Below are 12834 nucleotides of genomic sequence, written 5' to 3'. Positions count from 1 at the left end.
ATAATAAACCATTAAGTAATAATGTATGTTGCTAGTTTATAGTTTGTTATGAATAGAAGACGTTCTTCAGCTATAACTTTGCAAAGAAATATTATTTTTTGAATAATATTATACAATTTGCAAAAAAAATCTTTATTTAGGTAATTTAATTTGCCTATTAATTATTCTGACTTAAAATAAAATCTCCTTCAAATATACTAGAGTTCCCACAGTTGTCATCAATGACCAGTTTAAGTTCAATCTTTTCGCTATTGAATTTTGGAGCTTTAGATAGCTGGCAGATTAAAGTATTTGATTTTGCATCATATTCAAATAATGTCCATTTGCCATTCAGGTAACCATTGTATGATTGTATTCCGGAAAAACTGTCACTGATTTTAAAAATTAAGGTTGAGGTTCTTTTGTACACCATTTTGTTGCGGAAATTAACAGGCCCTATTTTAGGCGCAATGGTATCAATAGCAAACTTGTAATTTCCAAAAGATCTTGTTTTTAATACCATTTTATCATTCTCAATGCTTCCTCCTGCATAATGATTTTTACCTGAACCGTTTGTTGATGCCAGGCAAAGCCCTTTGTGAGTAGGCCTTAAAGTGTCTGGAATCGCTATTTTAAGGGTAATGTGTTTGTGTAAAGGGATGCTTTTGTCTCCAATTATATAAATGGACTGCTTGTTTGAACTTGATGTTTCTTTAATTACAATATTATCATTTTCGTATAAAGCTCCTTTCGGAATAAAACATTGTATGTTCTCTGATTCCAGAAAATTATCAGCGTTGAAAAGCGAATTTTTAATTTCATGATCTTCCGGAGCTTGGTTTAAAGAGGAGGAATTGCTTTTAAGAAGCTTAAAGCTAAGTTCTGAAATGTTGTTAGCAGCATCTTTGGCCACAAGAGTAATGTTTTTTACTGTATCCATGGAAATGATGCCGTCGTCAATGATTTGGTTATATATACTTAATTTGTTGTTGGGTTGCCTGAAACACCTTTGAAACCGTTTCCCGTTTTTGCTTTTGTATGAGTAATCGATATGACTGTTGATATATCTTGATTCGTAAAAAGAAAAACGGTCTAAGTCCCAGCCAAATGTTTTTTTGTTATTTACCGTCATATCTAAACTATATACCCCACATTTTTTCCACGAATCAGAAAGGTAATCCAGCATTTCAATACCGATCCCTATTTTGCCCAAGGTATATATTTTAGGGTTACCCTTTAGGTGATATTTTCCATCGTAGAAAACAACTGGGTAATTTCTGGCTTTGTTTTCTCCATTAACCAAACTGTTTGTATCCATTGGATATATTCTGATATTCATAAGTTTGGGGCGAACATTGTCTTTTATTTTTGATTGGAAAAAAGATGGATTTACTGGTTCTTCTGTTTTTGTATCTCTTATTTCATAATGTAAATGAGGACCACCACTGCTTCCTGAGTTTCCTGAAAAACCAATTGTTTCTCCTTTCTTGAAACTTATTTCTTCTTGGGGAAAGTAGTCGATTGAAAAACTTTCAGCTTTGTATTGTTCTTTAGTAATAACCGAATCTATTTTTGGAGCATATTTCTTTAAATGTCCATACACCGTAGTATAACCGTTGGGGTGTTTAACGTAAACCGCATTTCCATAACCAACGGGAGAAACTTTTATCCTTGAAACGATGCCATCCATCATGCATTTTACAGGTAAGCCTGTTTTTCCATTTGTGCTTAAATCTATTCCTGAGTGAAAATGGTTGGTTCTTAATTCAGCAAATGATCCGCTTACGCTCGGCGTAATGTCTAAAGGGAAACTAAAGTCGTTATTGATTAGTTTCTGCCCTTGGATGTTATCTGGTAATAGAATTGTTAAAATACTTATATATAATAATAGTCTCATCTTATTCATATTTTGCTTTCTGCACAAAAGTAAACAAACGCATCTTCTAAATGTTTTTCTGTTAAACAATCTTTTTTTATTATGTAAATGCTTGATATTTATTGTTTACATTGGCTTATTTAAACTGATTGTAAAAAGAAAGTTACAGTTTGTTTTTATTTCTTAAATGCAATATTAACTTTGTAAGGCATTTTTGTTTAATATGGCAGACGAAAATATAGAAATAGTAAATAATTTACAACATAAAATAATGCGGTTGGTTGACCGTTATCAAAGGGTTAAGTCAGAGAATGATATGCTGAAAGCCCAAAACGATCAGCTCACCACGCAATTAGAGGGATCTGCCCGTGAAATGGCAGATTTAAAAGAAAAATACAATACATTAAAATTTTCTAAAACGATTGAGAAAAGTAGTGGAGACGTACACTATGCAAAAATAAGGATCAATCAAATAGTGCGGGAAATTGATAAATGCATTGCTCTTTTAAACAGATAAGATTAGTTGTTAATGGATAATAAGCTTTCAATACGCGTGAATGTGGCCGATAGGTTTTATCCCTTGAGGATAAACAGGGAGGATGAAGAGCGGATCCGAAAAGCAGCTAAAATGATCAATGATAAAGTATTACAATATAAACAACACTATTCTGATAAAGATCATCAGGATTTTTTAGGAATGGCTGCCTTGCAGTTTGTAATTAAACTTCTTGAGTTAGAAGAGAAGCAGGATGATAGTCCGATAGTTGAGATGGCCAGAGAACTGGATCAGCAACTTACGGAGATTCTTGAAAGAGAATAATTTTAATCAATATATGTCAATAATATCCGCATTGTTTATACATTCAGGCATTTAGGTGTTTGATTTGTATGGAACGATAGCGGTTTTGTTTTATTTAATAAGGAGTGAAATGGAGATAACAATTGGAATTGTCGCTCTGGTCGTAGGGATTTTGGGCACATGGATAGTATACGGAAAAATTTTGAAGTCGCATAGCCACAAAATCATTCGGGAAGCAGAGAACGAAGGAGAAGTGATTAAGAAGGAGAAGATTCTACAGGCTAAAGAAAAGTTTTTACAGCTGAAATCGGATCATGAAAAGGAAATTAATGCGCGAAACAACAAAATTTTAAGTGCAGAAAATAAATTAAAACAAAGAGAGGTTGGTTTTTCACAAAAACAAGAAGAGTTAACGCGTAAGCGAAAAGAAACTGATGCTATTCGTGATAACTTAGACAATCAGCTGGATATTGTAGAAAAGAAATCATCTGATTTGGATCGTTTACACAAACAACAGGTCGAACAATTGGAAGCTATTTCTGGTCTTACTGCCGAGGAGGCTAAAAGCCAGTTGGTTGAATCTTTAAAAGCAGAGGCCAAAACTGAGGCTATGTCGTATGTAAACGATATTATGGATGAGGCAAAGATTAATGCCAACAAGGAAGCTAAGAGGGTGGTGTTGCAAACAATTCAACGTGTAGCAACAGAAAATGCCATTGAAAATTCAGTAACCATATTCCATATTGATTCTGATGAAATTAAAGGAAGGATTATTGGTCGTGAAGGTAGGAATATCAGGGCTATTGAAGCTGCTACAGGAGTTGAGATTATTGTAGATGATACACCAGAGGCTATTGTGTTAAGTGCTTTTGATCCTATGCGTAGGGAGATTGCTCGTTTGGCCTTGCACCAACTGGTTACTGATGGACGGATTCACCCTGCAAGAATTGAAGAAGTAGTTAATAAAGTACGTAAGCAAGTTGAAGAAGAAATTATTGAAACTGGTAAGCGTACTGCTATTGATCTTGGAATTCATGGCCTGCACCCGGAATTGATTAAGTTGGTTGGTAAAATGAAATACCGTTCCTCATACGGGCAGAACCTGCTGCAACACTCTCGTGAAACAGCTAATCTGTGTGCTGTTATGGCGAGCGAATTGGGATTGAATCCTAAAAAAGCTAAAAGAGCCGGTCTGTTGCATGATATAGGTAAGGTATCTGATGAAGAGCCGGAATTGCCTCACGCAATACTTGGTATGAAGCTGGCTGAAAAGTATAAAGAGAAGCCGGATATCTGTAATGCAATCGGAGCCCACCATGATGAGATTGAGATGACTACTATGATGGCTCCTGTTGTTCAGGTTTGTGATGCTATTTCTGGTGCCCGTCCGGGTGCTCGTAGGGAAGTTGTAGATGCCTATATCAAACGTTTAAAAGATCTTGAAAATCTGGCATTGTCATATCCTGGAGTATTAAAAACTTATGCAATACAGGCAGGTAGGGAGTTACGTGTAATTGTAGGTAGCGAAAAAGTAACTGATAAGGATGCAGAAACTCTTTCGTACGAAATTGCTAAGAAAATTCAAACAGAAATGACGTATCCGGGTCAGGTGAAAATTACTGTGATCAGGGAGACAAGGGCTATTAATTATGCCAAATAATTAAAATAGTTCATCATATATTATTGCAGGTTAAGCTGAAAGTTCTTTAATTTGAGTTTTTATTGGCATTATACCTTGCAATAAGATATGGAAAATATACTTCAGGATAAAAAAGTTTTAGTTACAGGAGGAGCCGGTTTTATCGGCTCCAACCTTGTAGAGAGGTTGCTAAACCAAAATAATAAAGTGGTTTGTCTCGATAATTTTGCAACCGGAAAACGAAAAAATATAGAACCCTTTTTAGATAATCCTTCCTTTGTTTTGGTTGAAGGAGATATTCGCAACCGTGAGGATTGCGATAAGGCAGTCGCCGGGTGTGAGGTGGTTTTGCATCAGGCTGCTTTGGGTTCAGTTCCCAGGTCGATAAATGACCCTAAAACCTCAAATGATGTAAATATTAGTGGGTTTGTTAATGTTGTGTTAGCAGCCAGGGATGCAGGCATTAAACGTATCGTTTATGCGGCAAGTTCATCTACTTATGGCGACCATGAAGCTCTGCCAAAAGTGGAGGATGTGATAGGTAAACCCTTATCGCCTTATGCTGTTACAAAGTACGTAAACGAGTTATATGCAGATGTGTTTTCAAGATTGTATGATCTTGAGATTATTGGGTTGCGCTATTTTAATGTGTTTGGTATGAGACAGGATCCCGATGGGGCCTATGCTGCAGTAATTCCAAAGTTTGTAAAATCTTTGGTAAACAAGGAAGCGCCTACAATTAATGGTGATGGTTCCTTTTCGAGAGATTTTACCTTTATTGAGAACGTTGTTCAGGCCAATCAGCTTGCAGCAATAGTTGATAACCCTAAAGCTGTTAATACTGTTTACAATGTGGCCTATGGGGAAAGGACTTCTTTAAATGAGTTGATCTCCTATTTAAAAGAGTTTCTTTCAGAATATGATGAATCCATTGGTGATGTAAGTGTAAATTATGGCCCGGAAAGGATCGGCGATGTTCCGCACTCGTTGGCATCTATTGATAAAGCCAAAGCCTTGTTAGGGTATGATCCTGAGTATAGTGTGAAAGAAGGATTAAGGAAAGCTATTGATTGGTATTGGAATAGTCTGTGATGTTGAGTTGTAGGTTTAATGTCTTTGTTAAGGTAAAAAGATAATTATTTTGGTAGTGTCAAATTCTGTGTTGAACGGGAAATAAAATTTAATATATTTGTTTGTTAATTTTTTATAATCTTAAAAAAAACGAAAAATGAAAATCTATTTCCCAAAGATGATTTCTCTTTTTTTTGTTGGTACTTTGCTTCTAACAGCCTGTGGGGGTGGAAGTGGAGATAAAGAGGATGATCCACAAGACACAACAAAGCCAACAATTTCAGTTACGGTTCCGCAAACTGACCATTCCTATGCATTAGGGGGTTCCTTTGCTTATCAGGGAACATTTACGGATGATATAGCCTTGAAAGAGGTTGTGTTTTCTTTAACAAAAATTGATCCCCCCTCAGCTTTGGGGTTTGATGATCCGGCTTGGAGTGACCAAACTCAAACAATTACTTTATCAGGAACTACAGCTAGTGTTAATGAGGCAATTTTTGATGCTATACCGGATGATGTTAATGATGGGGTATACCAATTAACTATTAAGTGTTATGATACCTCAGATAATGTTGCTGAGAAAAGTGTTGTTGTAAATTTTGGTAGAACTGACTATTAAAATACAATGAAAATTATAGGTGAGCCCGTTGTTTATGCAGCGGGCTTTTTTTTGCCTATTATTCAACTATGATATATGATTATAATCATGATGGAAATTCAAATCAAAATAATTTCTTTTGTATATAGATAAATATAGAGAATATGAAGTACGATTTTGATGAGATAATTGCAAGGGAAGGAACGGATGCCTTTAAACTGGAGCTGAGGGAGTTTTTCTTTGGAACAAGTGATGTGTTGCCTTTGTGGGTGGCAGATATGGATTTTAAGGCGCCTCCTGCTGTTATAAAAGCTATCCGGGACAGGGCGGCTCATGAAATATATGGATATACAATAAGGGATGATAAATTTACCGGGGCTATTCAAAATTGGGTTTCAAAACAACATGACTGGAATATTGAACAGTCATGGATTAAGTTTATTCCCGGAGTATTGGCATCGTTGGTAATTGCCATTAATGAGTTTACTGAAGAAGGGGATCAGGTGATTATTCAAACTCCGGTGTACCCACCTTTTCATTCTATTGTAAAGGAGAATAAAAGGGAGTTGGTTAAAAATATCCTGACTGAGAAAGATGGATATTATGCTATTGATTTTGATTTGTTGGAAAAGCAGGCTGCTAATCCTAAGGCAAAGATTTTAATACTATCTAATCCGCATAACCCGGTTGGAAGGGCATGGAATAAGGAAGAATTGAAGAAGATGTGCGAGATTTGCATCAAATACGATCTGTTGGTAGTTTCTGATGAAATACACAGTGACCTTTGTTTGTTTGGTCATAAACATTTGGTTATGGCCGACTTGTTTCCTGAATTAAAGGATAGGATAATAACAGCTATGGCTCCCAGTAAAACCTTTAATATAGCAGGATTATCAACAGCTTATGCAATAATTGAAGATGTAAATTTGAGAAAGCGTTTTGAAAAAAGATTGAGTGCTTATCAGATGTATATGGGAAACTTGTTTGGAGGAGTGGCTTTAACTGCTGCCTACAATGAGGGTTCAGACTGGCTGGATAAGATGAAAACCTATCTTGAAGATAATGCAGTATTTGTGAAGGATTTTATAGAGGAGAATATGCCAGAAGTTGGTTATGTATTGCCAGAGGCAACTTACTTGCTTTGGTTAGATTTCAGGAAATGGGGTGTTCCTCATGACGAGCTGAAGAAGGCCATGATAAAAATTGGTAAGGTTGGATTGAATGACGGGTTGAGTTTTGGTGAAGAGGGCGAGGGGTTTCAACGACTGAATATTGGGTCTCCTAAAGTTATAATCAAAGAGGGTATGGAGCGAATTCTAAAAGTGCGGAAGCATTTTTTGGATAAACAAGGTTAATGTTAGATGCCGGATAGAATTGTTAATCGAATAAAAAGTAAGAGGTCTGATAAATATTGTTTGTCAGGCCTTTTTCTTTTTGTTCCGGGTTTTTGCTTTTATTATGGGGTAAATGAAAACGGAGAGCAGGATGACTATGGTTCCCAAATAAAATCCCCCACTCATATGTTCTGATTCTCCAAAAATGAAGTAGGCAAGGAGTATTCCATAGATGGGTTCCATGTTTACAGATAATATTACGGTATAAGCAGATAGTTCCTTCATTACATCCACGCTCACGGCAAAGGCAAAAGCAGTGCAAACTATCCCCAGAATTATAACATAAAATAAATCCATATAGGATGGGGAAAGTAATTCCCTGTTTAATTGTTGTGAAACGATCAGGTAAAGTGTGATGCCTATAAATCCACCTGTCATTTCGTAGAAACTGATTATTGAAGGTGAAAATTTATTTGTAAAAGATTTATTTAAAATAGTAAAAAGGGTGGCCAGTAGACTTGCGATTAAAGCAACTAAAATTCCATTGATATATGAAAGCTCATAACTAAAAATAAGATATAGGCCAAATACAATAAAAGTGCCTATCAAAAACTCAATCCAGTTAACGCGAAGTCGAAAAAACAATGGTTCCAAAATACTTGCAAATAAAGTTCCTGAAGCCATTATGCCCAGGGTAACAGAGATGTTTGAGATTTTGATGGCGCCAAAAAAGGTGATCCAGTGCAAAGCAACTACCAGTCCTATCCCAATTAGTTTAATTGTATCTGCTTTGGGTATAGATATATTGATCTTTTTCCATTTTAAATATACCAGTAGACCTAAAGCTGCAAATAGCATTCTGTACCATACCATTTGTAGGGCATTCATCTCTATTAGTTTTCCAATAATGGCAGTAAAGCCATAAATAAAAACAATAAAGTGCATTAGTATTAAACTGGATGTGTATGATCGTTGCATGTCTCTTGTTTGTTTTTTCTGCAAAGATATTCTTTTAAAATTTTAAGCAATTGTGATTTTTGTATTACATTTGAACTTTGGAATGAGTAAATGTTTAAGAATATCCAAAAACGACTATTGTTGTAATATGTCATCATTTAGATATAATGATGAGGAATCTTATTTTTTCTTTTTTTTAATTCCCTTTTCACTGTTGTTGGCCTATTTTAATAGGTCTTTTTTTTGCCCGGATCCCAGGTTGTTACAGGGTGTTGGGCAAGGTCTTTGGGTAAGGCACCTTCCATTGGTTCAAAAATCAATTTTTCAAATAATAAATCAAATTCCGGGTATTTTATTTTATGGTTTAAAATACCATGGAACTAATCCATAATAAATGAAAAACAGAAGTTTAGTATCCATTAATGACTTTACAAAAGAAGAAATTCTTCAGATTGTTGATCGAGCTGCAATGTTTGAAGCAAAACCAAATCAGGATTTGCTGAAAGACAAAGTTATTGCAAGCCTGTTTTTTGAGCCCTCTACGCGTACCCGTTTAAGTTTTGAAACTGCAATTCGCCGTTTAGGTGGACGGATTATTGGTTTCTCAGATGCTTCTTCTTCTTCAACCACAAAAGGGGAAACGCTGAAAGATACCATTAAAATGGTCAGCAATTATGCCGATATGATTGTTATGCGCCATCCCCTCGAAGGTAGTGCCAGGTATGCTTCAGAGCAGTCATCAGTACCCATTATAAATGCAGGAGATGGAGCCAATCAGCATCCAACACAAACCTTGCTGGATTTGTATTCAATTAAGAAAACGCAAGGTACCCTTGAAAACCTTAATGTTTTTATGGTAGGCGACTTAAAGTATGGACGTACAGTTCATTCCCTGCTTCAGGCAATGAGTCATTTTAATCCGGTTTTTAATTTTATTTCGCCAGATGAACTTAAAATGCCGGATGAGTATAAATTGTGGCTGGATTCAAAAGGTATTCCTTTTTACGAACATTCGGAGTTTACTGATATTATATCACGAGCAGATATTTTATATATGACCCGTGTGCAACAGGAACGTTTTGCAGATCCACTGGAGTATGAAAAGGTGAAAAATGTTTATGTGTTAAGGAATTCGATGCTTAAAAATACTAAAGATAACTTAAGGATACTTCATCCGCTTCCAAGGGTTAATGAAATTAGTACCGATGTGGATGAAAATCCTAAAGCGTATTATTTTCAGCAGGCAGAAAATGGAGTGTATGCAAGAATGGCAATTATTGCATCAATATTAGGTTTGGCTTAAAAAAAAAGAACAATGGGTAAGAAAAAAGAATTAAGAGTTAGTGCCATTCAAAATGGTACTGTAATCGATCATATTCCAGCAGAAAGACTTTTTAAGGTGATTAGTATACTGAATTTAGATAAGTGCGAAAACCTGATTACTTTTGGTACAAACCTGGGCAGTAATCGTTTTGGAAAAAAAGCCATTGTTAAGGTTGCTGATAAGTTTTTTGAAGAAAAGGATCTGGATAAGATAGCTTTGGTTGCTCCTGAGGCTCGGTTTAATATTATAAGGGATTATGATGTGGTGGAAAAACGAGAGGTGTCAATTCCTGAAGAAATTGTAGGGATTGCAAAGTGCTTTAATCCAAAGTGTATTACTAATAACGAGCATATTACAACCCGGTTTTCTTTATTGGTTTCAGGAGATATTGCGTTAAAATGTCATTATTGTGAAAAGATTACCACCAAGGATCACCTTGAAATTTTGTAGCTAATAAATTGTGTCTATTTTTGTGCAGTTGATTTAATTCGGATTGAATATGGCAAAAGTTGATTGGAAACCGGGTAATATGTTATATCCATTACCTGCAGTTATGGTGACAGTAGGAGATAAACCTGAAAATTATAATATTATTACTATAGCGTGGACTGGGACAATATGTTCAGATCCTCCAATGTTATATGTATCAGTACGAAAGGGGCGTCATTCGTACTCTATATTAAAAGAAACGGGGGAGTTTGTAATAAACCTTACTACTAAGGATTTATCGTATGCTACAGATTGGTGTGGCGTTCGATCCGGTCGACAATATGATAAGTTTAAAGAAATGAATCTGACGCCGGGGAAAGCAAGTGTAGTAAAAGCACCATTAATTGAGGAATCACCTGTGAATATTGAATGTAAAGTAACAGAGGTGGTCGAGTTGGGTACACATGACATGTTTATGGCAGAAGTAGTTAATGTGAAAGCTGATGAGTCTTTTATTGATGAAAAAACAGGAGCCTTTGCATTGCACAAAGCCAAACCCATTTGCTATTCACATGGCAACTACTACGAAGTAGGCAAGAAAATTGGTAAGTTTGGTTACGCGGTAGAAAAAAAGAAGATTAAAGTTAAAAGGAAAGCAAAATAGACTTTGTGTCTGGTTGTTAAGTTAATGTTTGTCAAAATATACCCTCTGGGTTGGTCTGTTGGTTGGATGGGGATATATTTGTTGATTAAATGATTATTATAGAAAAATGAGTATAGAAAAAGAATTAGACAAACGCAGCGGTTCGGTGTGTGAATTGTGCGGGGCTACAGAGGGATTGTCTGCTTATGAAATTCCATCATCACCAGTAAGTGGTGCAGATGCCGCAGTATTTGTATGTAATACATGTAAAAAGCAAATAGAAGATGCCAGTGTTGTTGATGCAAACCATTGGAGGTGTTTAAATGATAGCATGTGGAGTACTGTGCCTGCTGTCCAGGTTTTAGCATGGAGGATGTTAAACCGGTTGAAAGCTGAAGGATGGCCTCAGGATTTGTTAGATATGCTTTATCTTGAAGAGGATGTGCTAGAATGGGCTAAAGCTGCCGGGGATGGTGATGAAGATGAGGATGCCGTGATTCATAAAGATAGTAACGGAGCTGTTTTGCAGACAGGGGATACCGTTGTGTTAATTAAAGATTTAAATGTAAAAGGTGGTGGGTTTACTGCCAAAAGAGGTACTGCCGTAAGAAATATTGGTTTGGTACATGATAATGCTGAGCAGATTGAAGGCAGGGTTAATGGGCAACAGATTGTGATTTTGACACAGTATGTTAAAAAGAATAATTAAACTCTATTTAAATATGAAACCTGGCCATCTTGCCAGGTTTTTTTATGCCTACTAAAATTTTGTATTAGTCTATTATAACTTAAAAGTTATTTATCCGTAGTATCGCAATACTATATTATAATTTCGGGAATTGTAGATGTTGGAAAAAAGAGAGAGAGCAGGTTTAAAGGGGATAATTCAGAAATTGATATTTTTCGGGGAACAAAACAGGCCATTAAAGGATCTATTGCTTGTATATGTTTTCTTCTGCATGATTCTGTTGATAGGTATTTCAACTGTAATTAATTTATTTATTGGCATTCCGTCAAATATTATATTGTTTGATATGATTGTGATGGGGGCATTTATAATATTTTATTTGCTTGCAAATTTTACAAAACAGTATGATGTTATACGTAAGGTTTTTGTTGTTGCAACTTTTGCTGCCTGTACTTATTTATGGTGTGCGACCCAGGGTAGTTCCGGTCCAAGTATTTTTTTATTACAAGCCCTGGCTGTAGTTATTATTTTTATCTCATCAGGAAAAGAGTTGTATGTTTCTTTGGTGGCTTTGTTTATAATGACTATCCTGCTTTATCTTTTGGAATTTTATTATCCTGAATTAATCCAACATTATGAGTCAGACAATCAAAGACTCCTGGATACCTTGTCAATGGCAGTTCTTTTGCTTTTGTTTGAAATACCCCTTTTAATTAATGCGCGAAATGTTTTATTTAAGGAAAGAAATGAAGCGGTTAGCTTTGCAGAGGAAAGCTCATATTTTTTGGCCAAAATGAGTCATGAAATCCGAACCCCCATGAATGCGATAACCGGGTTTGCAGAATTACTTGATGATCCGGATATAAACCCTGTGGATCATCAGTATTTTCTAAAAATCCTCAACCAAAACTCCCGGATGTTATTGAATCTCCTGAATAATATCATCAATGTATCAAAATTAAATTCGGGGCAAACCATGGTTTATTATTCACAATGCAATGCCAATAATATCCTTGTCCATGTGTCAGAAACATTAAAGACTTTAAATACTAAAGAAGAGGTTTCTGTAGTGATGTTGGAAAATACTAGTGAGGATAGTGGACTTTTTCAGGTTGATCAGAACCTGATATATCAAATTTTAATCAATATAGGATATAATGCATTAAAATTTACAACAAAGGGGAGCGTGATGGTGTCGTGGTACAGAAAGGGGGACTCAATTATATTTTCGGTTAAAGATACGGGTAAAGGAATTCCGATAGAGGAGCAGAGGGGATTGTTTGATAAATATAAACAAGTAGGAGGTCAGGCAGAAGTAAACCAGTTGAATGGAGCAGGTCTGGGATTGTTTATATGTAAGAGCCTTACCGATTTGTTAAAGGGTAACATATGGTTTGTTTCAGAAGAAGGTTTGGGTACAGAGTTTTTTGTGGAATTGCCAGTTGATCAGGATACAGAAAAAGCGGATAGTTAGTAATTATCCGCTTTCTATTATAT

General features: G+C 35.7%; 13 protein-coding genes. 11 read left to right on the top strand and 2 right to left on the bottom strand.

Features of this window, described 5'->3' with window-relative positions:
* Positions 1 to 157 precede the first annotated feature (157 nt).
* A complete protein-coding gene (locus OM074_RS03290; protein ID WP_301197853.1) occupies positions 158 to 1876 on the bottom strand; it encodes a M23 family metallopeptidase in 1719 nt (572 codons plus the stop codon).
* Positions 1877 to 2078: 202 nt separating this feature from the next.
* Between OM074_RS03290 and OM074_RS03285 the strand changes: the two genes are divergently transcribed.
* From OM074_RS03285 to OM074_RS03260, 6 genes are all read left to right on the top strand, one after another.
* On the top strand, positions 2079 to 2372 hold the full coding sequence (locus tag OM074_RS03285) for a coiled-coil domain-containing protein (RefSeq protein ID WP_301197852.1): 294 nt from the start codon (positions 2079 to 2081) through the stop codon (positions 2370 to 2372).
* A 12-nt stretch (positions 2373 to 2384) separates the two neighbouring features.
* On the top strand, positions 2385 to 2675 hold the full coding sequence (locus tag OM074_RS03280; protein ID WP_301197851.1) for a cell division protein ZapA: 291 nt from the start codon (positions 2385 to 2387) through the stop codon (positions 2673 to 2675).
* A 109-nt stretch (positions 2676 to 2784) separates the two neighbouring features.
* Positions 2785 to 4314: a ribonuclease Y gene (gene rny, locus OM074_RS03275; protein ID WP_301197850.1), complete on the top strand. Its 1530-nt coding sequence runs from the start codon at positions 2785 to 2787 to the stop codon at positions 4312 to 4314.
* Between the two features lie 87 nt (positions 4315 to 4401).
* Positions 4402 to 5385 carry an SDR family oxidoreductase gene (locus OM074_RS03270; RefSeq protein ID WP_301197849.1) on the top strand — a complete coding sequence of 328 codons (984 nt, stop codon included), beginning with the start codon at positions 4402 to 4404 and terminating at the stop codon, positions 5383 to 5385.
* Between the two features lie 136 nt (positions 5386 to 5521).
* On the top strand, positions 5522 to 5983 hold the full coding sequence (locus OM074_RS03265; protein ID WP_301197848.1) for a DUF4625 domain-containing protein: 462 nt from the start codon (positions 5522 to 5524) through the stop codon (positions 5981 to 5983).
* Between the two features lie 143 nt (positions 5984 to 6126).
* The gene (locus OM074_RS03260) at positions 6127 to 7317 is read left to right on the top strand and encodes a MalY/PatB family protein (RefSeq protein ID WP_301197847.1); all 1191 of its coding nucleotides are present in this window, start codon (positions 6127 to 6129) and stop codon (positions 7315 to 7317) included.
* 63 nt (positions 7318 to 7380) lie between these two features.
* Here OM074_RS03260 and OM074_RS03255 read toward each other — a convergent pair whose 3' ends face one another.
* The gene (locus tag OM074_RS03255; RefSeq protein WP_301197846.1) at positions 7381 to 8274 is read right to left on the bottom strand and encodes a DMT family transporter; all 894 of its coding nucleotides are present in this window, start codon (positions 8272 to 8274) and stop codon (positions 7381 to 7383) included.
* A 373-nt stretch (positions 8275 to 8647) separates the two neighbouring features.
* Here OM074_RS03255 and pyrB point away from each other — a divergent pair, with 373 nt between their 5' ends.
* The 5 genes from pyrB (at position 8648) to OM074_RS03230 (ending at position 12811) form a co-directional block, all read left to right on the top strand.
* Positions 8648 to 9556, top strand: coding sequence for an aspartate carbamoyltransferase (gene pyrB, locus OM074_RS03250; protein ID WP_301197845.1), 909 nt, complete (start codon positions 8648 to 8650; stop codon positions 9554 to 9556).
* Between the two features lie 12 nt (positions 9557 to 9568).
* Positions 9569 to 10027, top strand: a complete 459-nt coding sequence (pyrI, locus tag OM074_RS03245; protein WP_301197844.1) for an aspartate carbamoyltransferase regulatory subunit — start codon at positions 9569 to 9571, stop codon at positions 10025 to 10027.
* Positions 10028 to 10076: 49 nt separating this feature from the next.
* Positions 10077 to 10670: a flavin reductase family protein gene (locus OM074_RS03240; RefSeq protein WP_301197843.1), complete on the top strand. Its 594-nt coding sequence runs from the start codon at positions 10077 to 10079 to the stop codon at positions 10668 to 10670.
* A gap of 106 nt (positions 10671 to 10776) precedes the next feature.
* Positions 10777 to 11358: a PhnA domain-containing protein gene (locus tag OM074_RS03235; RefSeq protein ID WP_301197842.1), complete on the top strand. Its 582-nt coding sequence runs from the start codon at positions 10777 to 10779 to the stop codon at positions 11356 to 11358.
* A 136-nt stretch (positions 11359 to 11494) separates the two neighbouring features.
* Positions 11495 to 12811, top strand: a complete 1317-nt coding sequence (locus OM074_RS03230; protein ID WP_301197841.1) for a sensor histidine kinase — start codon at positions 11495 to 11497, stop codon at positions 12809 to 12811.
* The last annotated feature ends 23 nt before the right edge of the window (positions 12812 to 12834 follow it).

The organism is Plebeiibacterium marinum, from assembly GCF_026013615.1.
In the GTDB taxonomy this organism is placed as follows: Bacteria; Bacteroidota; Bacteroidia; order Bacteroidales; family Marinilabiliaceae; genus Saccharicrinis; species Saccharicrinis marinus_A.
The sequence above is the reverse complement of the archived record's forward strand: the minus strand, read 5'-3'. Positions and strand labels throughout refer to the sequence as shown.

Coding starts and splice junctions, on each gene's coding strand:
- OM074_RS03260 (WP_301197847.1), top strand. CDS start 6,127: ATGAAGTACGATTTTGATGAGATAATTGCAAGGGAAGGAACGGATGCC.
- OM074_RS03290 (WP_301197853.1), bottom strand. CDS start 1,876: ATGAGACTATTATTATATATAAGTATTTTAACAATTCTATTACCAGAT.
- OM074_RS03265 (WP_301197848.1), top strand. CDS start 5,522: ATGAAAATCTATTTCCCAAAGATGATTTCTCTTTTTTTTGTTGGTACT.
- pyrB (WP_301197845.1), top strand. CDS start 8,648: ATGAAAAACAGAAGTTTAGTATCCATTAATGACTTTACAAAAGAAGAA.
- OM074_RS03285 (WP_301197852.1), top strand. CDS start 2,079: ATGGCAGACGAAAATATAGAAATAGTAAATAATTTACAACATAAAATA.
- OM074_RS03270 (WP_301197849.1), top strand. CDS start 4,402: ATGGAAAATATACTTCAGGATAAAAAAGTTTTAGTTACAGGAGGAGCC.
- OM074_RS03235 (WP_301197842.1), top strand. CDS start 10,777: ATGAGTATAGAAAAAGAATTAGACAAACGCAGCGGTTCGGTGTGTGAA.
- pyrI (WP_301197844.1), top strand. CDS start 9,569: ATGGGTAAGAAAAAAGAATTAAGAGTTAGTGCCATTCAAAATGGTACT.
- OM074_RS03240 (WP_301197843.1), top strand. CDS start 10,077: ATGGCAAAAGTTGATTGGAAACCGGGTAATATGTTATATCCATTACCT.
- rny (WP_301197850.1), top strand. CDS start 2,785: ATGGAGATAACAATTGGAATTGTCGCTCTGGTCGTAGGGATTTTGGGC.
- OM074_RS03255 (WP_301197846.1), bottom strand. CDS start 8,274: ATGCAACGATCATACACATCCAGTTTAATACTAATGCACTTTATTGTT.
- OM074_RS03230 (WP_301197841.1), top strand. CDS start 11,495: ATGTTGGAAAAAAGAGAGAGAGCAGGTTTAAAGGGGATAATTCAGAAA.
- OM074_RS03280 (WP_301197851.1), top strand. CDS start 2,385: ATGGATAATAAGCTTTCAATACGCGTGAATGTGGCCGATAGGTTTTAT.